Below are 23,406 nucleotides of genomic sequence, written 5' to 3'. Positions count from 1 at the left end.
AGGAGATTAAAATGAAGAAATATACTTTATATTCACTCATGCTACTTACTCTTTTATTTCTATCAGCTTGTTCAAACAGTGCACAACCTAAGGAAGAAAACGATGTACAATCTATTAAAGATGTTGCTATTAAAGTTCCAGAAAATATATTTAGTTCCTCAAAGAAAAACGAAACTATTAATGAAGACGAAATGAAGCAAAATATAAAAACTTATTTAGATTATAGCGGAGAGTTATACGAAAACATCGTTCCACTTTCGTCAGCCATGTCTGACGAGAAGGTTACTGAGTCCGACCGGGATAAATTACAAAAACTAATAGATTTAGCTCAACAAAACGATGCGAACTTCCATCATTTTATTAGTAACAATACGATTCCTGCTGATTACAAACAGCCTTCGAAGGAAATTCATAATTATATTTCAGCATCTACAGCACTTTCAGTAGAATTAGATCAGGAAATAGAAAAATTCGCTCAAGATGGTAACTTATTCAAAACTGATTTCTCTTTTACAAAGCGCTTTGAGAAAGTTAATGGTAGGAAGCAAAAAGAAATTGAAGAGTTTTTGAAGGAGAAAAACATTAAAACGGAGTATTTCAAAAAATAACAAACAAAAAAGACGTGTGTAGAGATAATAAACTTGTTTACTTCTTATAGGGCTAACGAAGTAGTTTAATGGAAGAAGAATTTATAGTGAGTGTTATAATAATCAATAACTTAAGCAAAGGGGGCAGCATTTTTGCACAAACTCAATGCATTAATACCAGAGCTATCAGTTTCAGATATGGAGGAAAGTTTAAATTTCTATTCGGAAATTCTCCTGTTTAAAATTGAATATCAAAGACCAGAGGATAAGTTTGCTTTACTGTCTTTAAATGGCTGCCAGATTATGATTGAAGAAGTAAATGGTCATTGGAGTACTGGGGAGTTATCTTATCCCTACGGAAGAGGAATTAATTTTCAAATTATCATAAATGATATCAATCCACTATATGATAGTTTGAAAAAGAACGAGTATCCAATTAAATTTGATATTCAAGAGAATTGGTATAGAGCTGATACTAAATTAAAGGGACAAAAAGAATTTTTAATTATGGACCCTGATGGTTATCTATTAAGATTTGTTCAAAATTTAGGTGAAAAAGATGTTGAGGCAGATTAAGCTATGTAAAATAGGATGAAAATTTAGTAAATGGAGCAAGCTACTTTTTCAATAAGGGGCATTAGTTGAAGAAGAATTAACCAACTTTATTATTTTTATAAATTACAGGCTACAACAATTAAATTAAGTTTTAAATAACTTTAAAACCACCTAAAAGTTAATTTTAGTAGGTGGTTATTACATTTCTTAGACTAAAATTAAACAACTTTATTGTCACTGAAAAAGACGCCCCTATACTAGGAGCGTCTTCTCTCATTACGCTTGTTGTTGCGCGCTATATAATTCTTCAAGTGGCTTCATGATAATTTTGTTAACGTCACCGATTACAACGTTTAGGCGTTGCTCAGTTTCCATTAATTTTGTAATTTTAGCATCTTGTTGAATGCGAGCTACAACTTCTTGTGCTTGTTGGTTGTCTTCTTCAGTGATTTCTTGGCCTTGCATCATTTTCTGTTGTAGGCTAAGTTGCATTGTACGGAACTCATCGAATAAGTTCTTTGAAGCTGTGTCAGCTTGAACTGCTGCGTAGCTCTCTTTTAAAGTTTTGAAGTCTTCGTTTTCAGCGATTGCTTTTTGTAATTCATATGCAACATCATGAATGTTCTTTGTCATTTTATTTTTCCTCCTTTAGAAGGCTAGCGCTTTTCACTCGCACTGCCTTTTACGTGCATTTACATACGCACCTCTTCTTACCATATCAAACTATGCAAGAGATGTGAAGAAATTTCACTTTTATTTCTATGTACTCACCTTATTATCTAAGAAACAATAGTAACAATCCTTGTACGAGCCCGATCATTCCGCCTAATAACGCTCCTAAATACGTAATCATTTTCAATTCGTTTTTCGTAATAGACAGAACTAAGTCTTCTAATCTTTCTATTGAGAATGTAGACACTTCTTGCTGGACAATTTCCGCAAGGTGTAGATTATTTAGTACACTCTCTACATTTTCTGTTCCCCACTTTAAGCCTTTCGCTACTGCACTTGGAACCACTTTTTCAATAATTGTTTCTCGAACTGGTTCACATACTTGCTGAACAGATTGATTTAAAAACTTACTCACTGTTTCCTCTACTTTAACTGCTGACAGCACGGAGCTTACAATCATTTCTTTCTCTACAAATGCTTCTAATTCTTTTACATCTCTTCCTTTTAACTTTTCCCACTCTTTTTGCAGTACGTCAGTTAAAAGCTGCTTTGTAGCATCTTGCCCTAAAAACTTAATAACTTCTGGCTGCACACGATCCACAACACTTACATTTCCTAAAAACATCCCAACTAAGTTAAGTAGCGTTCCACGAGAAGCAAAGAAATCATCAATCATTTTTGAGAGACGCGCTTTCCCTTCTTCACTTTCAAAAAAGCTAATTCCTCGCTCTAAAATAAACGCCGAGGCATTCGGAATCGCATTCTCTATCTTTTCATGTACAGAATGAGGTAAAGCCTGTTCCCATGTATATGTATAATACTCTGCTAAAAATGCATGAATTTTTTCTGTAATCACATATTCGATTTTTCGAGTCGCTTCTTCTTCTACATGCGCTACATTCCATTTTTCTAACATATATCGCAGTGATTGTTCATTCGTAATTACTTTATCCACTTCCACTTGCGCCCAGTGGATTAAACCTTTTTGAAACTCTTCATTTGTTAGCTTTTTTCCGATTCCTTCTGGTGTTAACAAATGTTCTACAACCATTTTTCCTAATTGAACAGCAAGTTCATCACGACGCTTCGGAATTAACCCTGGTGTAAATGGAACTTGAAACTTTCCGATATAAATAGGACGATGAGGACGAAATAACATTTTTATCGCTAAATGATTCGTGTATCCCCCAATAATTGCTCCGAGTCCTGTCGTCGTTAACATATTTAACCATATATTCATTACAATCAACCTTTCACTTCTCCAAAACTATAGCATATCATCATACGGACAAAAGTATAATGGTATAAAAACGTATTTGCAATATATAGCTTCGCCTATTATGCAAATAGTAGTAAAGGAGTGATTTCGTTGGTTCTCGGCCTTTTAACTTCTAAACTTCATTATGAGCAAACGTATTACACCGAAATCGCTAAACGAGCTCGGCTTTATCATAATGTCGTTGCCCAGTTTACGCCATTTTGTATTGATTCTAAAACAGACCTTGTTTCTGGTCTTATTTACGATACAGATACAGGAAAATGGAAAGAGCAAACATTCCCTATTCCTTCTTATATATATGATCGTTATTCTTTTCACGAGGAAACAGACTTTGAAAAAGCAAAATCAATTATTCACTCTTTGCACAACCGTCCTTCCACTACCTTTTTAAATAACACACTTATTAACTTAAGTGAACTACATGATTTATTTCTCACTAATAAAAAACTGTCTCCTTATATACCCAAATTTGAAGTGGCAACGATACAAAACATTTTCAAACTGTTGTTAAAAACTAAAGATATTATTATACGCCCCACTAATATACATTCTAAAGATAACTTATATCGAGTCGCTTACAAAAATAAAACGTTTCATATCGATACAGTAAATGAAAAATACCATACTTCTCTTCCAATCAAGCGGACAGATGAATTTATATCTTGGTGTAAATCTAACATACGTTCATCACGCTACATAGTGCATACCATGCTACAACCACCAAATCAATTAACATACCCACTCCACATTCGAACCATTTTGCACAAAAACAAAGAACAAACTTGGAATATTATCGGTCAATTTATACAAAAAAGTTCATTTCCTAATCAACTTTTACCTTCAGCAACAGACGATGATTCATTGCATTCATTTTCAAAAATTAAATACGTACTATCTAGTACAGGTGTGCAACTATTGCAAGACGCTTTACACGACATTATAAATGAAGTATTCCAAACACTAGATCAGTCTTATTCTTCATTATTCGAACTAGAACTTTCCACAATTATGGATCAAAAAGGCGCAATTTGGCTTATGTATGTCAACACGATTCCTCCTTACGAACAATACATTCGTCAGAGTGATTCATTAGCTGAAAAGATATTTCACGGACCACTTAAATTCAGTCGCTTTACACCATAATGAAAGGAGGTAAACCTATTTTGAAAGAACATATATATACATTAAACATTTCAGATGAACATCCAAATAGCATTACTTTACCTTACGTTTTTTCTATTACACCGCCTATTACATCTCTCTCCTTCGGCATACGTCATATTGCAAGTGAAGAGGTGAAAATTCATTATTCCTTTACTCGCGAAATTATTATCGGAAAGCATATTGCCGAAAAACTTTTACTGCCTCAATCAACTACTATTCATGCATTTACACAAAACCAAACAATTATTTTCGGACCATTAATCGGCATTTTTACAACTGGCTTTAATGATGATTCTTCTAACCCTTTAGGAAATCGTTCAATTGCTCTGAGTGAGTTGTTAACACCACCATTCTCATTACGACCGTTCGTATTCGTCTTTGGCGTTCAACATATACACTGGGAAGAAGAAACGATTGAAGGATATTTCTTTCAAGAGAAACAATGGATAAAGAAAAAAGTCCCTTTACCAAATGTCATTTACGATCGCTTACCGAATCGGCAAGCGGAAAATTATAAACCAATTGTCAGGGCAAAAAGAAAATTAGAACAAGACTACTGCATTCCATGGTTTAACCCAGGTTTTTTCAATAAATGGGAAGTTCATCAACTTCTTACGAAAGACGAATCAATTAAACCCTTATTACCAAATACAGAAGCATTTCAGCATTTTGAACAAGTAGAACGGTTTCTTGGCACGTATAAATCAGTGTACATGAAACCAATACACGGGAGCTTTGGTAGAAATATTCATCAAATATTTTATTCTCAAACAGAGAATTGCTACTACTGTCGTTATCGCGAAAATGAAGAAAATAAACTGAGAAAGTATCAATCATTAGAAACGCTTCTAAACCATGTATTAAAAGGACATGATTTAAAAAAGTTTATCGTACAGCAAGGTATTTCGTTACTTCGCTTCGATGGGCAACCTGTTGATTTCCGCATTCATACAAATAAAAACCATTTCGGTAATTGGATAGTTAGTGCAATCGTCGCCAAAATCGCCGGCAAAGGCAGTTTAACAACGCACGTAAATAGTGGCGGTGATACAAAATTATTACAAGAGCTTTTTCCAGATTCAACGAAACAAGTTCAAATTGAAAATAAATTAAAACATACTGCCTTACAAATAAGTTACGCGCTCGATGAACAAGTAACTGGAAATATTGGAGAAATCGGTTTTGATATCGGTTTAGACACAAAGGAAAATCCGTGGCTCTTTGAAGCCAACTCTAAACCTGGGCGAACTGTATTCCAAGATAAAAAATTAAAAGAGCAAAGTGAACTGACGCGCCAGTTATTTTACGAATATGCCGTCTACTTAACTGAACATTCTTTACGTGATACAAAAGAAAAAATGTCTCAAATAAAATCAGGGGCTTCATCAAACACCGAACATATCCCTTCTCCTATGATTCACTCACAAATACAAAAACAAAAACTTCCACCTAGATAATAAGGTGGAAGTTTTCTATTTACACAAGTTTTACTACAACCTCAGTTTCCACGTTACATACTCTGCAATAAAAAATATGATTGCAATATTCATTTGAATTATTATGCGTTAAACCATCTACTGCACTTAATAATTCTTGATCCATATAGGCACTATAATCGTCTATATAATCTACAGACTTCCCATAATCTTGGAGTATACTTTGGCAATTTTGACAAGAATATGTTTGTGATTCTAATGCGTTACAAAGCGGGCAAATTCCCATCATGATTCCTCCATACCTTATCGTTTAAAGCCTCTCTTTTTTAGAGTGAAGAGAGCAACCTATCCAGACATAGGAGCGCCCACTCCATCCCTACTTAAAAATAGAACTATGAAGTTGCTACCGATTTCATTTTTATTTCAATAAATCATAAATAAGAAGCTAATAATTAGCCTACAAGTAGCAGGCTACAATGAAAAAATTATATTTAATATCCTCCTTAGTTTGGCCTGTTTTCTTAAAAATACAACGATTACTCTTATTTCATAATTTACGAAATCAATACGTTTTTTGACAAAATTTACAAATTATTATTTTGTATATCTTTCTAGGTAACATCCATACTATGAGTACAAACTTAATTACCGATGGATTAGCGCCAACCGGGGCGATAATCTGGTTCAACTCCAGCTAGTCCAACCAAAAAAACTTTTATAACTCTAAGGAGGATATATTCCTATGGCAAACCAAAATTCTTCAAATCAATTAGTAGTACCAGGTGCAACAGCTGCAATCGATCAAATGAAGTACGAAATCGCTCAAGAATTTGGTGTACAATTAGGAGCAGATTCTACGGCTCGCGCTAACGGTTCAGTTGGTGGAGAAATCACAAAACGTCTAGTTGCAATGGCTGAGCAAAGCCTTGGCGGATTCCACAAATAAATATATATGGCAAAAAGGTCTCAAGGCATATGCCTTGAGACCTTCCTTAATTTATTGCAACATTTGTAAAAACTTCTTCGTGCGTTCTTCTTTTGGATTTGTAAATACTTCTTCTGGTGTACCTTGTTCGACAACGACACCACCATCCATGAAAATAACACGGTTCGCAATTTGATGTGCAAAACGCATTTCGTGCGTTACAATAACCATCGTCATGCCCTCTTTAGCAAGTTCTTTCATTACTTTCAGAACTTCTTGAACGAGTTCAGGATCAAGCGCTGACGTCGGCTCATCAAATAGTAACACTTCCGGCTCCATCGCAAGCGCGCGCGCAATTCCAACGCGCTGTTGTTGTCCGCCTGATAATTGGAACGGATATAAATCCACTTTATCTGCTAAACCAACTTTTTCAAGGAAATAGTTTGCTTTTTTCTTCGCTTCTTCTTTCCCCATCTTTTTCACTGTAACGAGCCCTTCCATTACATTTTGAAGTGCTGTTAAATGCGGGAATAAATTATGGTGCTGGAATACCATACCTGTTTGCGTACGAAGATTAACAATATCTTTCTTCGTTACTTTTTGAGAGAAGTTAAGCTCTTTATTACCGATACGAATATTACCAGCATTTGGCGTTTCTAATACATTGAGACAACGTAAGAATGTCGTTTTACCAGATCCAGACGGCCCAATAATAACAACAACCTCGCCCTTCTCAACTGTTAAATCTATATGCTTTAGTACGGTATTATCTCCGAAACTTTTTTGTAAGTGCTGAATTGAAATCATAAAAACAAAAACTCCTTTTGTAAAAGGATTATTTTAATGTGTAGCGTTCTGAACGCTTTTCTAACATCTGTTGTACGATTGATAATAAGAAACAAATAACCCAATAAATAAGACCTGCTTCAAAATAAACAATTAAAAACTCGTAGTTCATCGCCGCAATTTCCTGCGCTTTTCGGAACATTTCTGTTACTAAAATTAACGATGCTAATGAAGTATCCTTCACTAAGCTAATAAATGTATTCGAAAGCGGCGGGATTGATACGCGTGTTGCTTGTGGTAAAATAACACGTTTTAATGCTTGTGGATATGTCATCCCAATTGTATAAGCTGCTTCCCACTGCCCTTTCGGAATGGAAAGGATAGAAGCACGAATAATTTCAGATGCATATGCACCGACATTTAATGAAAATCCAACAACTGCTGCTGTATATGGCTCAACTTCAATATTAAGAGTTGGAAGACCATAGAAAATAATAAATAACTGTACAAGAAGTGGCGTTCCGCGAATGATAGATACATAGATACGAGCAATCCATTGTAAAATACGACTACCTGAAATACGTGCGAGCGCTGTTAACGTCGCAAGTATAAGACCGATAATAAATGTAATAAGCGTTAATGGAATTGTTGTAAAAACAGCTTCCTTCAGCATAGGCATGAAGGAAGTCTGCATAATATCTATCCAAGTAGACAATCGATCTGAAACTAATGCACTACTTAGATACATTTTCACCGAACCATTTTTTCGTTATTTTGTCATACGTACCGTCTTTTTTCATATCTTCTAACGCTTTATCTACTTCTTGTACAAGCTTATCGCTACCTTTACGGAATAAGAATCCACTTTCTGAAGCTTCTTTTTCTGTATCTACAATTTAATTTTTGCATCTTTTTTCGTTTCTAAATAATTTAATACTGATAACTTATCATTAATTGTAAAATCAACGCGTCCTGAAGCTAATAATTCTGCCGCTTGGCTAAATCCTTCTACACCAATAATTTCCGCACCGTTTTTCTTAGCAATATCTGCATAGTTACTCGTTAAAGATTGTGCTCCTTTTAACCCTTTTACATCAGCAAATGTAGCAGGCTTATCTTTATCTTTTGCGATAACTAATGCCGCTGAAGATGAAATATATGGTTTAGAGAAATCGTATTTCTTTTGACGATCTTCACGAATACCAACTTCGTTTGCAACCATATCGAAACGTTTTGCATCTAGGCCAGCAAGTAAGCTATCCCATTGTGTTTCTTTAAATACAGGTTTTACACCTAAACGTTTTGCAACTTCTTCTGCTAATTCAACATCGAATCCAGTTAATTTATTGCTTGAATCGTGGAACGTAAATGGTGGATATGTACCTTCTGTACCAATTACAAGTTCACCGCTTTGTTTAATCTTTTGTAACGCGTCTTGACTAGCTGTATCTTTTTTCTCTTCTTTACCGCAGCCGGCTACAATCCCGATCGCTAATGTAGTTACTGCAAGCACTGAAAATAATTTCTTCATGATAGTAATCCTCCAAGTATTCTGATAGGAATTTAAAAACTATATTGATTGTATGCAATCTTGAACAATTTTTCAATGAAAATGTTCTTATTTAGTTTATCCTTTTTCTTCATAATCAAACAAAAGGGAAAAATAACGCTACATACAAAAAATAAGTAACATTTTTTAATATAGCATTTATGGAGAAAAAGGTAAAACAATACTTCTTATTTAACTGTCGTAATTCGCTAAAGAGTCGACATGTTCATCAATAAAAAAGAACTTGTGAAAATCACAAGTTCTCCTCCATACATATTAAGCACTCTGATTGCCTTCCATTTGCGTTTTATACATATCGTAATAACGCCCGCGCTTTTTCATGAGTTCATCATGAGAGCCTTTTTCTAAAATGGTTCCTCTATCGAGCACAATAATTTGATCTGCGCTTTTAATCGTTGAAAGGCGGTGAGCGATAATAAATGTCGTTCTTCCTTTTTTTACAACTTCTAGTGCTTGTTGAATCATCGCCTCTGTTTCTGTATCAATACTAGACGTTGCTTCATCTAAAATTAAAATAGCTGGATCAAAAGCGAGCGCCCTAGCAAACGAAATAAGCTGACGTTCTCCAGTGGAAAGCGTACTTCCCTTTTCTGTAATTTCTTCATTTATATTGTTCGCAAATCTTTCAGCACCAACATCACGTAACGCCTTTACAATGCGCTCTTTTGAAATTTTTTCATTTTCTAAGCTTACATTGGAAGCGACCGTCCCGCTAAAAAGAAACGGGTCTTGCAGTACGATTCCCATATGCTCACGAGTTGCTTGTTTCGGCATCTCTTTTACATCGTGACCATCAATCGTAAGCTTTCCTTTTTCAAACTCATAAAATTGAAAGAGTACATTCATGATAGAACTTTTTCCTGATCCAGTATGACCGACAAGTGCCACTGTCTCGCCTTGTTTCGCTTCAAAAGAAATATTTTTTAACACTTCATCTTTTCCATTATAAGAAAATGATACATTATCAAATTTTACATTTCCTTTTAAACGAGGCATACGTTCTTCTTCTACCGGTTCCCCTTTTTCCTCTAACAATTCAAAGACACGTTCTGATGCAACGCGCGCTTGCTCTAAGTTTGCAAGCTGGTTCACCATATTCGTAATTGGCGAGAATAATCGTGTTAAATAATCGACGAACGCATACAGTACCCCAAGTGAAATAATACCTGTAGCACTTAATGACGCACCGCCGAAATACCAAATTACTCCTGTGAAAGCGATATTTCTTAATACGGCTACTAAGTTATGCGAAGTTGCTGCATTTAAATTTAAAATTTTATTTTGATACTTAAAATAATCGCCATTTAATTCTTCAAATTCTTTTTTCGTTTCACGCTCTTGACGGAACGCTTGAATAATTGGCATCCCTTGAATGGATTCATTCACTGTTCCGTTAATATCAGATAAACGAGAGCGCATTTTATGATTGTATACAGACGCGTATTTTCTATAAAGAATCGCCCAAACAATTAAAATTGGGATAATTAATAAACATAATGAAGCGAGCTTCACATCTAATAAAAATAACGCAGCGAATATCCCAATAATATAGATGATACTAGAAACGAATGTTGCCAGCACCGTTACATATAAATCACGAATGGCCTCTGTATCATTCGTCACACGCGAAACAATTTTCCCCGCCGGTAAATGATCAAAGTACCGAATTGGCAACGTTTGAATATGAGAAAAAACATCTTCCCTCATAATTTGAATAATTTTGTTCGCTGCCTTTTGCAAGAAGAACTGCTTTCCGTATGCAAATAATGACACGACTACTAATAAAGCGAAATAGCCACCACCAAGTAATAATAGACGGTTTATTTCTGGCTTATAAAATGCAAATACTTCTTCCTTTGTTAATGCTTTCGCTTTATAAACTTGCACCGCCTTACCATTTTGAACGGTAATCATATCCCCTTTTACAGTCCGTGACCCTTCCGCATTTACTTTATTCGGTACAAAATAATATTGAAAACCGACTTGCATCACACGTACTTCTTTACCTTTTGTCTCGCCTTGTTCAAAGCGATCACTTCGCTTATAAAAAGCGCCATTATACGAAACAGCTTCTTCACTCTTTTCTGTTTCATACCAAGGTTTCTCTATCCCGACGATATGATCATCAATCATCGTTTTAGCAACGAAAGGACCAGCAAGCTCTGCGATGACGAAAATAAATAACATTAACATCGCAGCAAAAATCGTCACTTTCACTTTCATCGCGTATTGAAACAACCGTTTTGAAACGCTCATATTTTCACCCCACTATCCGCACTTTCACTTTCACCTTGTTGTCTTTCAAACTGTTCAGCATACCAGCCTCCGCTCTGGATAAGCTGAGCATGCGTACCTTCTTCTATAACTGCGCCTTCATCCATAACGAGAATCCAATCCGCATGTTGCACTGCAGATAAACGATGCGTCGTAATAATCGTCGTCTTTCCACTTCTTTCCGTTCTTATATTTTCAATAATCGCTGCTTCCGTACGAGCATCTACAGCTGATAAAGAATCATCCAAAATTAAAATTTCTGGATTTTGAATAACAGCTCGTGCAATCGAGATCCTTTGTTTTTGCCCTCCTGATAAAGAAACACCTTTCTCTCCAACGAGCGTTTCTAACCCTTCTGGTAAAAACTCTAAATCCTTTTTAAACGCAGCAATTTCAATTGCTTTCTCTAATTCTTCTTCAGTCGCTTCCCTATTTCCGAATAAAATATTTTCTCGCGCTGTTTTTGAGAACAAAATATGCTCCTGCGGTACATAACCAATCCAGCCGAGTACATTTTCATTCGTCATTTTATCTAATGTCACATCAGAAACTGCAATATCTCCATCTCCAAGCGGATATTGGCGAAGAAGCTGACGTACAAGCGTTGTTTTCCCGCTTCCTGTTTTTCCGACAACCCCTAGCGTTTCTCCTTGCTTTAATGTGAAAGAAACCTTTTTTAAATTTTCTTCAGTTGATGAAGGATATGAGAAAGACACATCATCAAACTGAATATAATCCGGCTCTTGCACAAGCTTTGGATGTTTCGGATTCTTTACATCTGGCTCATACGCTAACGTTTCATTCACACGGTCAAGCGAAGCATTTCCTCTTTGCATAACATTAATTAATTCACCAATTGCAAACATCGGCCAAATCATCATCCCTAAATACACGTTAAAAGAAACGAGTTCACCAAGCGTCACCTTTGACTGGAACACAAGGTATGCACCGTACACTAAGCCGATTAAATAACTAAGACCGACAAGCATTTTCACAGTTGGTTGGAATAATGCATCAACCTTTGCTACCTTCATATTTTTTTCGTAGACGTCATCTCCTAAATGATGAAACCTTTCCTCGTCTGCATTCTCTTGTACATATGTACGAATAACACGCACACCAGCGATTGATTCAAGCACTTTATCGTTCATATCACCAAACGCATCTTGCGCAACGGTAAATCTTTCATGCAATTTCTTTCCATATATATTCATCGCATACGCCATAATTGGAAGCGGAATAAGCGCTGCAAATGTAAGCTCCCAACTAATTGTAAACCCCATCATAAAGACAATCGTAAGCATATATAAACTAGAATCCACAAGCGTTAATATACCAAAACCAGCTGTCATAGCGATTGCTTTCAAATCATTTGTCGCTCTCGCCATTAAATCACCAGTACGATTTTTTTGATAAAAAGTCGGCGTCATCTTAAGTAAATGCCCCATAAATTTAGAGCGCATCGTTTTCTCAAGTACGAATGCACCGCCAAACAATTGATGTTGCCATACGAAAGTGAGGCCATATCCAACGATCGTAACCCCTATTAAAATAAGAATAGACTGTATAATAGCTTCGTTCGATAACGTTCCTGTTTTTATGTTATCTATCGTAACCCCTAACACTTTCGGGGGAATCACTTCAACTATATTCACAATTAAAAGAGCCCCAATGGCAATACTATATCTCTTCCAGTGCTCCCTAAAAAACCATTTTAGCTTTAGTAATACTGATAACAATGTAACCTCTCCCTTCTCGTTCTCGTTTACCTCTCATTTCTTTATCCACTATCCAGACCTATCACATTTACATTTCGTAACCCATACAATCTCATCACATTTTTCCACCTTCCAAAGTTTTTTATCGGAACTAAACAAGGGAAAATAAACAAAAAAAAGCATACCGCCGCTTGACGATATGCACAGGAATGCATAAAAAGCGTACGTTACGATATACGCAACGTACGCTTCTTATAAGACAAAGATGCCCTATATATCCGTACGGGTTGCGTAATGATATGAATGTTTTCTGCCATTTAACAGAGCTAAGCCCATTACATTTACGATTACAATCATTACGCACACCCCTTTCATTTATTTTCCATTTATAATCTTACAACTTTATTGAGTATTCTGTCAATTATTTTTTCACACTTTAAATAAAAATATATGATACACCATTTTGAAATAAGGGAATATTCCATAAGAAAGGGCATACAAAATAAAAAAAGAATAAGAAATCGTTTTCACAAACATTTCATTTGAAAAATGTTATCAAACCCCCTACAATCACCTTATACTCACTCTTACAAGTTGCTATTTTAGGAGGACTAATCATGACAACTAGCAATACGTACAAATTTTATTTAAACGGAGAATGGAGAGAAAGCTCTTCAGGAGAAACAATCGAAATTCCATCTCCATACTTACACGAAGTAATTGGACAAGTACAAGCAATTACTCGCGGAGAAGTAGATGAAGCAATTGCATCTGCAAAAGAAGCTCAAAAATCATGGGCCGAAGCTTCCCTACAGGATCGCGCAAAATACTTATATAAATGGGCTGATGAGCTCGTAAATATGCAGGATGAAATTGCCGATATCATTATGAAAGAAGTCGGTAAAGGATATAAAGATGCGAAGAAAGAAGTTGTTCGTACAGCTGACTTTATTCGTTACACGATCGAAGAAGCTTTACATATGCACGGAGAAAGCATGATGGGCGATAGCTTCCCGGGCGGTACAAAATCTAAGCTTGCGATTATCCAACGCGCACCACTTGGTGTTGTATTAGCAATCGCACCATTTAACTACCCAGTAAACTTATCTGCTGCAAAACTTGCACCAGCATTAATTATGGGTAACGCTGTTATTTTCAAACCAGCAACTCAAGGTGCAATTAGTGGTATTAAAATGGTTGAAGCACTTCATAAAGCTGGCCTTCCAAAAGGTCTTGTAAACGTAGCTACAGGACGCGGTTCTGTAATTGGTGACTACTTAGTAGAACACGAAGGCATCAATATGGTATCGTTCACAGGTGGTACAAACACAGGTAAACATTTAGCGAAAAAAGCTTCAATGATTCCACTTGTATTAGAACTTGGTGGTAAAGATCCTGGTATCGTTCGTGAAGATGCTGACTTGCAAGATGCTGCAAACCATATCGTAAGCGGTGCATTCTCTTACTCTGGTCAACGTTGTACAGCTATTAAACGTGTACTTGTACACGAAAACGTAGCGGACGAGCTTGTTAGCTTATTAAAAGCGCAAGTAGCTGAACTATCAGTTGGATCTCCAGAACAAGACAGCACAATCGTTCCATTAATCGACGACAAGTCTGCTGACTTCGTTCAAGGTTTAGTTGACGACGCTGTAGAAAAAGGTGCTGCAATCGTTATCGGTAACAAACGTGAGCGTAACTTAATTTACCCAACATTAATCGATCACGTAACAGAAGAGATGAAAGTTGCTTGGGAAGAGCCATTCGGCCCAATCCTTCCAATCATCCGTGTTTCTTCAGATGAACAAGCAATTGAAATTGCTAACAAATCAGAGTTCGGTCTGCAAGCAAGTGTCTTCACTAAAGACATTAACAAAGCATTTGCAATTGCTAACAAAATCGAAACTGGTTCTGTTCAAATTAACGGACGCACAGAGCGCGGCCCTGACCACTTCCCATTCATCGGTGTAAAAGGTTCAGGTATGGGCGCACAAGGTATTCGTAAGAGCCTTGAGTCTATGACACGTGAAAAAGTAACTGTATTAAACTTAGTTTAATCTTATAAAAAGAAGCTGATCTATTTATAGATCAGCTTCTTTTCTATATAAATACTTCCGAAAAACGGAGTATTTCATTCTACTTCTGATTTGGTTTTCCAAATCGAACTAAAACATGCCATAATAATTTTAATTCCTGAAGCACTTCTTCATAAGTTCCACGATCACTCCAAGATAATGGATTGCACTTCAAATCCACTACAGCAGAGCCAATTATATTTGCATCAATACAATGATTCCGTGCAATACGCCTTGCTAAAGATGGCATTTTTGAACCTCTAAAATCCATCGGAACTTCGTCTACCGCAAGTACAAAACCGATGTGCCAATACAAATCAATAGCATACTTCAGGCAAATTTCTTCTAAAACTTTTCCTACATCCGTACCCTTAAATGAAGGATCTGCAACAAGCGCTTCCACGTCTTCTTTTAGAGAAATCTCTCCATGAATCTGCGCTTCAATATAATGATTAAGATTACGGGCTGGCTCTTTGCTTACTAAATCTATAAACGGCCTTTTCAGGTTAGCCAGTAAATGATTAATTAATATTGTTGGCGTCAAATTCCCTTCACCGATTGCAAAATCTCTTACGAATGTCTCTTCCAAAAGAGCAGCTAAAATCATATCAAACTCCTCGTAAGTCCCCTTTTCTTTCGGATCTTGATGCGAATCTAAATATGTATATGTAGAACGCGAAGAAACTTTTGGAGATAAGAGAAAATAACAGGAACCAAAACGCGGAGCCGGCCCATCTGGATGTAACATTAAATTTAGCGCTCCGTATTTTGGACGTTGATCATTCGTTACGCCTTCTAATTGATATGCCCCTCCAAATATTCTCTTTTCCCAAAGGTCACGTTCACCACCAGGATAAGCAGATACGCTTCCATTAGATAGCAATGTTTCAAACTGACTTTTATATACTCCTTGCTCAAATAGTGCTTCAGCAACACTTTTCTTACTCGAATCTAGTCTGTCTGGATGAAAGTGTAAAGCAATCCTTGCGTGAGATTTTAAATTAGCGACAGCCTCTTCAAATATTTCATCTGTAATATTAGACATTTTAAGTATATGATTAATCGTTGCTTTAGCCTCACGTTTTTCGTTCTCTGCATATTTTGAAATATACTCTAAAGCAAATAATTGAGATCTTGATAATTCCATAATCAAACCTCTCCTTTAATTAAAATGACCTTAATCATTTCAATTAAAAGCTTATTCTTTCCTTCTTATGAAACGAACCTGATTTATTTAAAAACGTAATTTACTAAATCTTAATTATGCATACACGCATTTTTCATAGGCAAATGTACACATTCTACAGAAATTTGATACCCTAGCCATCGCTCAGCAATATGTTCAAATGATAAAACAGATCCCGTTGTAAAAAAACGATGTTTCGGATTCAGATTGTCAGACAAAATTCCTTTGTGCTGTAAAATGGTACTTAACTCTATCGCCGTTTCTTCTGCAGAACTAATAATCGTTATGTCTTCTCCTAGTTCCTTTTTTATATAGGACTCTAAAAGTGGATAATGCGTACATCCAAGAATTAACGTATCTATATCTTCTTTCGTTAATGGAAGTAAAGCTTGTTTCACTTGCTGCGTGACATATGCTGTATCTTCTAATTGATTTTCTACAACTGTGGCTAAAGTCGGGCAAGCATAGCTATGCACTTCCAAATATGTATCCAGCTCATATAATGCTTTTTCATACATATTAGATTTTATCGTACCTACAGTTCCAATTACCCCGATTTCCCCTTTCTTTGTAACTTTAATTGCCGCTCTTGCTCCTGGATGTATAACGCCAATAACTGGAATGGAAAGTGCTTCTTGCAGCGCATTCAATGCAGCAGCTGCAGCAGTATTACATGCTACGACTAGCGCTTTTAATGGAAACTGTTTGAGGAACTCAACCATTTCAAATACGAAAGATTGCACCTCCTCTACACTTCTTGGCCCATACGGACAACGCTTATTATCACCAATATAATAAATGCTTTCTTTAGGCAATTGTCTTATAATTTCGCTCGCAACTGTTAATCCCCCAACACCCGAATCTAGCACACCTATTACTGAATGTTTATGACATACAGACATTTACTTCATCCCCTTTTCAATCATCTAGCGCTAATAACATGTATTATATTACGAAAATTCAAATATCACATAACAATCCCTCTTACTTTTAATCACAAACTCTTCTCCATAATCTGATTATTACTATATCCATTGACGTATAAAAATACATTTGTTACCCTTAAAGACGTTAATTTAATATTTAAATCCTCATTCGTATCTCGGTGAGGTAGAGGTTGCAATCATTAAGAGTATCATTTCAGGAGATGTAGTGGCATTGATGAAGGAATGAGAAAGGAATGGTTGCCGAAGTAAGTCGTGTCCACCATGCACGCTTGCTGGGTCTGCATTTAATAAGTGCAGAACTGTCACAAACGTTTCGTTTGTGGAGAGCTATCGAGAGGTATGTCGTGGGTTTCTTATAAGATAGAAAGCATGTAGCGGCAAATTACGTGCTTTTTTTGTTTTGTTTGGGACTTCTCTTCCTGACTCAGGAAGACATACATATCTCCTCGCTTGACTTGGTTATACTAACTTTGGAGGTATTTTCTATGCAACAAAAAAAATGGGGCTTTTGGGTACTAACAGCTTTCGTTGTCGGTAACATGGTTGGCGCTGGTATTTTCATGGTGCCAAGTACGTTGGCACAAACAGCAAGCCCACTCGGTGTCACTTTAGCTTGGTTAACTACAGGGTTTGGTGTTTTAATGCTAGCTCTTGTTTTCGGTAATTTAGCAATTCGTCGTCCTGATTTAACGACAGGGCCACAAAGTCATGCATATGCTTTATTCTCAACACCAAAAAAGAAAAAAATGGCTGGCTTCAGTATGGTATGGGGATATTGGGTTGCAAACTGGGCAAGTAACGTTGCCATCATTACATCATTTGCGGGATATTTATCACTCTTCTTCCCAATTATGAAAGATACGCGACTACTATTTTCAATCGGTTCGTTTAACGTAGAAGTCGGAAAACTAATTACATTTACGATTTGTTCCATCTTACTTTGGGGAACTCATATTATATTAACAAACGGTGTAAGCGGAGCTGGAAAACTAAACTTCTTAGCAACAACAACGAAAGTAACTGGATTCCTTTTATTCATCGTCGTTACGTTATTTGCATTCGAAGCTTCTAAATTTGGACAATGGTACACACCGATGATTGATAAATCAGGGGCATCACACGGTCTTCTTTCACAAGTGAATTTAGCTGCTCTTACAACACTTTGGGCGTTTATCGGAATTGAATCAGCCGTTCTTTTATCAAACCGTGCTGTTTCTCCAAAAACGGTAAAACGCGCAACAGTTGCGGGATTACTTATTACAGTTGCCATCTACTTAGGAATCACAATTTTAACAATGGGTGTACTTCACGTTGATAAATTACAAGCTTCTGAACGTCCATTAGCAGATGCACTAAACGCTGCAATGGGTCACGGCGGCGGGAAACTGATGGCATTACTTGCTCTTACTTCCCTGTTCGGTTCTATCTTAGGCTGGATTTTATTAAGCTCAGAAGTACCTTATCAAGCAGCAAAAGAAGGTTTCTTCCCTTCCTTCTTCACGAAAACAAATAAAAAAGGAAGTCCAATTTACTCATTACGATTAACAAACATTATGTCGCAAGTATTCCTATTCTCAACATTATCAGGAACCATTGCGGAAGCTTATACATTCGTTATTACCGTATCAACACTGGCCTACCTCATTCCATATCTCGTTTCACCAATCTTCCAGTTAAAACTAGTCGCAACTGGTGAAACATATAAAAATGAAATGCGGGCAAGAATTACAGATGGCATAGTCGCAGTTATCGCACTTTGCTACGCACTATGGGTTATTAAAACGGGCGCATCCGATATAAAAACGTTCCTTCTCGGAATTGGTTTATTCGTAATCGGATTTGCTTTCTATCCATTAATGAATCGTGATCAGAAAAAAAATAACGAAAAGAAAAACGGGCAAGTTGCATAACGCAATTTGCTCGTTTTTTCTTTTGTAAAACATATATAATAGAACAAAGAGGTGAAAAACATGTCAATCGAATCGCTATGGAGCAGTCGCTTCCAACAACATATTCAAAATATCATTACATACTTTGCACGTATGATTAACGGTTTACTATATAGCTTTATCTTTATTTCATGCGTTGGTGCATATTATTATGCTCAGTTTCTAAAAGCATCTCCTTCTAAAGGAATATCTTTAATAATTATAACGATTGTACTTACATTCATTATAACGAGATGCCCTATCCGTACATTTATTCAAAAACCTGATGCTGTCTATTTACTAGCACTAGAAGAGAAATTAACATCTTATTTCAAAAAATCTCTTCTATACAATTACATCATTCAGCTTTTCCCATTGTTATTTACGTTCCTTATTCTCGTTCCACTTGCTATGCAATCATTACAATTAACGGTACCTTTTTTATGTACAATCTTTATCGTGTTAATGATTACGAAAGCCTGGAACATGTACATACATTGGATGTGGCGTGATAGTCACGAAAAAAATATATGGCTAATCATTCGTATTACTTGTAACGCCCTAATCATTTACATGCTGTTTTATTCCGCAAATGTTCTCATATTGGGCGGACTACTCTTACTACTTGCTTTCCTACTTCTATATACGAAAAAACAGCCTACAAAACGAATACCATGGGATTACATAATCGAGCAAGAAGAAAAAATGAACGTTCGTTTTTATCAATTTGCTAGCATTTTCACAGATGTTCCGCAACTGAATAAACAAGTAAATAAAAGAAAATGGCTTACAAATTGGATTGAACCTTTATTACATAAAAAACGAGCAACTTTCTTCTACTTACATACACTAGCATTTTTACGTGGAAATGATTATTTCGGTATATATATTCGCTTAGGATTGATCGGTGCTTTCGCCTTATATTTCATACCAAATATATACGTAAAAGGTGCTATCGCTTATATCGTCCTATATATGATTTCTATGCAACTTCGCTCTCTGTGGAAATATTTTTCGGGAAATATTATTGTAGCATTATATCCAACCCATACTGAAGAAAGGATGAAGCAATTTCTTAGCTTAATCTTTATATTGCTAAGTATTCAACTCATTGTATTTTCAATTGTTATACTCATTGCTACAGGTCAATTTTTACATAGCCTTATCATTATGATTGTCGGGTTACTCTGGATCAAATTTATTATTGTACCAAAAACGAAGCAAAGAATTTCCGCATTTTAACGAAAAGAATTATCTTAAAAGCCAAGGAGCAAATAAATTTTCTCCTTGGCTTTTTTATTTTTTAATGTTAAACCTATCGTTCATACTTAATTAAAAACTTTAGGTATGTTACTCCTGTTTTTCTTAAGCATAGAGTGCTATACAAACTCCCTTTCTTCCCCTTGATGTTTTAGGGGTTAATTATGATTTTTACATACAAAAATCATAATACATGTTTACATACTAATAAAAAGGGTATCTATTAAATTAACAGAGTAAAGGAGGGGCCTATATTGTGAATAAAAAAACGGAACAATTGAAGCATCACCTTACTGACAATCAATGCAAACATGCTTTAACAACAAACCAAGGAGTAAAAATAGCTGAAGATGAATTTTCTTTAAAGATGGGCTTAAGAGGCCCAACCTTAATGGAGGATTTCCACTTTCGCGAGAAAATGACCCATTTTGATCACGAACGAATTCCCGAAAGGATTGTTCATGCACGCGGGGTTGGCGCTCATGGTTATTTTCAGCTTTATAAATCTTTAGAAACATATACGAAAGCAGATTTTCTTACTAATCCTTCAAAGAAAACACCTGTATTTGTACGGTTCTCAACCGTTCAAGGTTCTAAAGGATCCAACGACACAGTAAGAGATGTACGCGGATTCGCCACAAAATTTTATACAGATGAAGGAAACTATGATTTAGTGGGTAATAATATGCCAGTATTCTTTATCCAAGATGCTATTAAATTCCCTGATTTTGTCCATGCAGTTAAACCAGAACCACATAATGATATTCCTCAAGGAGCTAGCGCTCATGATACCTTTTGGGACTTTGTTGCGCATAATCCTGAGTCCACTCATATGGTCATGTGGCAAATGAGCGACCGAGCTATTCCGCGTAGTTTACGAATGATGGAAGGTTTTGGAGTTCACACATTTCGACTCATTAACGCAGCAGGAAAAGCCCATTTCGTAAAGTTTCACTGGAAACCTACCCTCGGGGTTCATTCATTAGTATGGGATGAAGCTCAAAGGATTGCTGGGAAAAATCCTGATTTTCATCGTCAAGATTTATATGAAGCAATTGAAAAAGGGGATTATCCTGAATGGGAGCTTGGATTACAATTAATTCCAGAAGAAGATGAACATAAATTTGATTTTGATATTTTAGATCCAACGAAATTATGGCCAGAAGAAGAAGTTCCCGTAAAATTAGTTGGTAAAATGACATTGAACAAAAATGTTGATAACTTCTTTGCTGAAACAGAGCAGGTAGCTTTTCACCCTGGTCATGTCGTACCAGGTATTGATTTTTCAAATGACCCTCTTCTGCAAGGAAGATTATTCTCCTATACAGATACACAATTATCTCGTTTAGGGGGCCCTAATTTCCATCAAATCCCTATTAATCAGCCCGTATGTCCTTTTCATAATAATCAACGTGATGGTATGCATCAAATGCAGATTCATCGCGGTCAAACAAGCTATCATCCTAATGGATTAAATAATAATCAACCTGCAACCGTCCAAGCCGAACAAGGAGGATATGAACATTATCAAGAAAAGATTGATGGGCATAAAATTAGAGGTCACAGTAAAAGCTTTCTTAACTTTTATTCTCAGGCTAAACTTTTCTACAATAGTATGAGCCCTATTGAAAAGCAGCACATAAAAGAAGCTTTTTGCTTTGAAGTTGGGAAGTGTAAATCAGACATGGTGAAGGCAAATGTAATTGCTCTCCTAAACCACGTCGATCGTCAATTAGCACAAGAAGTCGCTAACATTATTGGAGCTCCTTTACCTAAGGAAAATCACGAAGTAAATTCAGATGCAAAATCACCTGCACTAAGTATGTCCAATACTATTTTTAAATCTGATTCCAAAAATGTTGCAATTCTATTAAATGGTGACCCAAGCGTCTCACTTCTGTCCGAATGGATTCAAGCTTTTGTACAACACCGAATTAACTATAGCATCATAGATAATAAAATTTATCAGTTCAATGATTCCATTAAAGTAACTGATACTTATACAACAACAGACTCCTCCCTTTTTGATGCAGTATTAGTGTTTAGTAGTGAGTCTGTCATTCAACCCCCTGTTTTAGAATTTGCAGAAACTACTTTTAAACATTTTAAACCGATAGCTCATGTCCTTAGTAATCCTCATGCTTTGGACCATAGTAAGATTAAACTGGATGGAGCAGGAGTTTATAACTTAACAAACACTTCAATTGAATCATTTATAGAAGGCATTGCCCAAGGAAGATTCTGGAACCGATAATATAAGGAGCGGATTAGAATGAGTAAAAAAATTGCTATTGTAATAACGGATTATTTCGAGGATACAGAATACACAGAGCCAGTAGAAGCTTTTAAACAAAAGGGATATGAATTAACAACTATTGAAATGGAAAAAGGGAAAAGTGAAGTCGTGATTGATAAAAGTATTGATGATGTTTCTCCAGAGAACTTTGATGCCCTCTTCATACCGGGTGGATTTTCTCCAGATATACTTCGTGCAGATGAACGTTTTGTTCGCTTTAGTAAAGCATTTATGGATGCGGAAAAACCTGTTTTCGCTATTTGTCACGGACCTCAGCTACTCACCACTGCACAAACACTTGAAGGACGTGATGTCACTGGATATAAATCTATTGAAGTCGATTTGAAAAATGCCGGCGGGAACTTTCATGACAAAGAGGTTGTCGTATGTCAAAATCAGCTAGTAACAAGTAGACAGCCAGAGGACATCCCAGCGTTTATTGAAGAATCGTTGCGTATATTAGGATAACTACCCTCCTTTTATTTACATGAAAATAGTTAATCATTGGGGTTTTATTCATCCCCTACTGATTAATTAGCCCTCACCAACTGGTCGTTTACAGGCAATCCGACCACCACAAATAGCAAGATAAATAAAAAGAGGGGAATCCAAAAGTTCAGTTTTAATAATCTTTTGGATTCCCCCTCGTATATTAATATTTAAGCCCTATCTCAGGCTTAGTTTTACTCTCTAATAAGAGTCCAGTAATAAAGAAAATACTTGGACGTCTCAAGATATTTCTAGATAA

The 23,406-nt window shown here is 36.1% G+C and carries 19 protein-coding genes, 1 pseudogene and 1 riboswitch; of the genes and pseudogenes, 10 read left to right on the top strand and 10 right to left on the bottom strand.

All coding sequences use genetic code 11. The features are described from left to right. Window positions 1-11 precede the first annotated feature (11 nt). Both MR168_RS13350 and MR168_RS13345 read left to right on the top strand, forming a co-directional pair. Window positions 12-608: an NDxxF motif lipoprotein gene (locus MR168_RS13350; protein WP_075716849.1), complete on the top strand. Its 597-nt coding sequence runs from the start codon at window positions 12-14 to the stop codon at window positions 606-608. A 132-nt stretch (window positions 609-740) separates the two neighbouring features. Further along, window positions 741-1,163 carry a bleomycin resistance protein gene (locus MR168_RS13345; protein ID WP_086411380.1) on the top strand — a complete coding sequence of 141 codons (423 nt, stop codon included), beginning with the start codon at window positions 741-743 and terminating at the stop codon, window positions 1,161-1,163. Window positions 1,164-1,418: 255 nt separating this feature from the next. Here the strand turns inward: MR168_RS13345 and MR168_RS13340 are convergent, their stop codons facing one another. Continuing rightward, window positions 1,419-1,775: a YlbF/YmcA family competence regulator gene (locus tag MR168_RS13340; protein WP_000164614.1), complete on the bottom strand. Its 357-nt coding sequence runs from the start codon at window positions 1,773-1,775 to the stop codon at window positions 1,419-1,421. 142 nt (window positions 1,776-1,917) lie between these two features. Next, a complete protein-coding gene (locus MR168_RS13335; RefSeq protein ID WP_140159330.1) occupies window positions 1,918-3,054 on the bottom strand; it encodes a DUF445 domain-containing protein in 1,137 nt (378 codons plus the stop codon). A gap of 129 nt (window positions 3,055-3,183) precedes the next feature. Between MR168_RS13335 and MR168_RS13330 the strand changes: the two genes are divergently transcribed. After that, the gene (locus MR168_RS13330) at window positions 3,184-4,236 is read left to right on the top strand and encodes a YheC/YheD family endospore coat-associated protein (RefSeq protein ID WP_086411382.1); all 1,053 of its coding nucleotides are present in this window, start codon (window positions 3,184-3,186) and stop codon (window positions 4,234-4,236) included. Between the two features lie 20 nt (window positions 4,237-4,256). Next, the gene (locus tag MR168_RS13325) at window positions 4,257-5,714 is read left to right on the top strand and encodes a YheC/YheD family endospore coat-associated protein (protein ID WP_086411383.1); all 1,458 of its coding nucleotides are present in this window, start codon (window positions 4,257-4,259) and stop codon (window positions 5,712-5,714) included. 19 nt (window positions 5,715-5,733) lie between these two features. Here the strand turns inward: MR168_RS13325 and MR168_RS13320 are convergent, their stop codons facing one another. Beyond that, window positions 5,734-5,979: a hypothetical protein gene (locus MR168_RS13320; RefSeq protein WP_000510476.1), complete on the bottom strand. Its 246-nt coding sequence runs from the start codon at window positions 5,977-5,979 to the stop codon at window positions 5,734-5,736. Between the two features lie 456 nt (window positions 5,980-6,435). On the opposite strand from MR168_RS13320, the gene sasP reads away from it, so the two are divergent. Then, complete coding sequence (gene sasP / locus MR168_RS13315; protein WP_000013338.1) at window positions 6,436-6,639, top strand: small acid-soluble spore protein, SasP family; 204 nt, start codon at window positions 6,436-6,438, stop codon at window positions 6,637-6,639. 51 nt (window positions 6,640-6,690) lie between these two features. Here the strand turns inward: sasP and MR168_RS13310 are convergent, their stop codons facing one another. The 5 genes and pseudogenes from MR168_RS13310 to MR168_RS13290 all read right to left on the bottom strand — a co-directional run bounded on the left by MR168_RS13310 (window position 6,691) and on the right by MR168_RS13290 (window position 12,987). Further along, window positions 6,691-7,425, bottom strand: a complete 735-nt coding sequence (locus tag MR168_RS13310; RefSeq protein WP_000623610.1) for an amino acid ABC transporter ATP-binding protein — start codon at window positions 7,423-7,425, stop codon at window positions 6,691-6,693. 28 nt (window positions 7,426-7,453) lie between these two features. Next, on the bottom strand, window positions 7,454-8,152 hold the full coding sequence (locus tag MR168_RS13305; RefSeq protein WP_000281501.1) for an amino acid ABC transporter permease: 699 nt from the start codon (window positions 8,150-8,152) through the stop codon (window positions 7,454-7,456). Next, window positions 8,139-8,935, bottom strand: a pseudogene (locus MR168_RS13300) (amino acid ABC transporter substrate-binding protein). The gene MR168_RS13305 and the pseudogene MR168_RS13300 overlap by 14 nt, the downstream one beginning before the upstream one ends. A gap of 294 nt (window positions 8,936-9,229) precedes the next feature. Then, window positions 9,230-11,230: an ABC transporter ATP-binding protein gene (locus MR168_RS13295; RefSeq protein ID WP_086411384.1), complete on the bottom strand. Its 2,001-nt coding sequence runs from the start codon at window positions 11,228-11,230 to the stop codon at window positions 9,230-9,232. Beyond that, the gene (locus MR168_RS13290; protein ID WP_242291344.1) at window positions 11,227-12,987 is read right to left on the bottom strand and encodes an ABC transporter ATP-binding protein; all 1,761 of its coding nucleotides are present in this window, start codon (window positions 12,985-12,987) and stop codon (window positions 11,227-11,229) included. The genes MR168_RS13295 and MR168_RS13290 overlap by 4 nt, the downstream gene beginning before the upstream one ends. A 596-nt stretch (window positions 12,988-13,583) precedes the next feature. On the opposite strand from MR168_RS13290, the gene gapN reads away from it, so the two are divergent. Further along, on the top strand, window positions 13,584-15,023 hold the full coding sequence (gene gapN / locus MR168_RS13285) for an NADP-dependent glyceraldehyde-3-phosphate dehydrogenase (protein WP_086411387.1): 1,440 nt from the start codon (window positions 13,584-13,586) through the stop codon (window positions 15,021-15,023). A gap of 79 nt (window positions 15,024-15,102) precedes the next feature. Here the strand turns inward: gapN and MR168_RS13280 are convergent, their stop codons facing one another. Beyond that, window positions 15,103-16,188: a DUF3626 domain-containing protein gene (locus MR168_RS13280; RefSeq protein WP_086411388.1), complete on the bottom strand. Its 1,086-nt coding sequence runs from the start codon at window positions 16,186-16,188 to the stop codon at window positions 15,103-15,105. A gap of 110 nt (window positions 16,189-16,298) precedes the next feature. After that, a complete protein-coding gene (gene racE, locus MR168_RS13275; RefSeq protein WP_086411389.1) occupies window positions 16,299-17,129 on the bottom strand; it encodes a glutamate racemase in 831 nt (276 codons plus the stop codon). Between the two features lie 201 nt (window positions 17,130-17,330). Beyond that, window positions 17,331-17,512, top strand: a riboswitch (Lysine riboswitch). Window positions 17,513-17,659: 147 nt separating this feature from the next. Between racE and MR168_RS13270 the strand changes: the two genes are divergently transcribed. The 4 genes from MR168_RS13270 to MR168_RS13255 all read left to right on the top strand — a co-directional run bounded on the left by MR168_RS13270 (window position 17,660) and on the right by MR168_RS13255 (window position 23,126). Next, window positions 17,660-19,084 (top strand): amino acid permease, encoded by a 1,425-nt coding sequence (locus MR168_RS13270; RefSeq protein ID WP_001186301.1) that lies wholly within the window; start codon window positions 17,660-17,662, stop codon window positions 19,082-19,084. Between the two features lie 60 nt (window positions 19,085-19,144). Beyond that, window positions 19,145-20,344 (top strand): ABC transporter permease, encoded by a 1,200-nt coding sequence (locus MR168_RS13265; RefSeq protein ID WP_086411390.1) that lies wholly within the window; start codon window positions 19,145-19,147, stop codon window positions 20,342-20,344. Between the two features lie 274 nt (window positions 20,345-20,618). After that, window positions 20,619-22,616, top strand: a complete 1,998-nt coding sequence (locus tag MR168_RS13260; protein WP_086411391.1) for a catalase — start codon at window positions 20,619-20,621, stop codon at window positions 22,614-22,616. 18 nt (window positions 22,617-22,634) lie between these two features. Then, window positions 22,635-23,126, top strand: a complete 492-nt coding sequence (locus MR168_RS13255) for a type 1 glutamine amidotransferase domain-containing protein (protein ID WP_242291343.1) — start codon at window positions 22,635-22,637, stop codon at window positions 23,124-23,126. Window positions 23,127-23,406: the final 280 nt, after the last annotated feature.

It is taken from the genome of Bacillus cereus group sp. BfR-BA-01356 (genome assembly GCF_022663635.1).
Classification (GTDB): Bacteria; Bacillota; Bacilli; order Bacillales; family Bacillaceae_G; genus Bacillus_A; species Bacillus_A cereus.
Note: the sequence above shows the minus strand (reverse complement) of the source record. Positions and strands in the feature narration are given on the sequence as shown.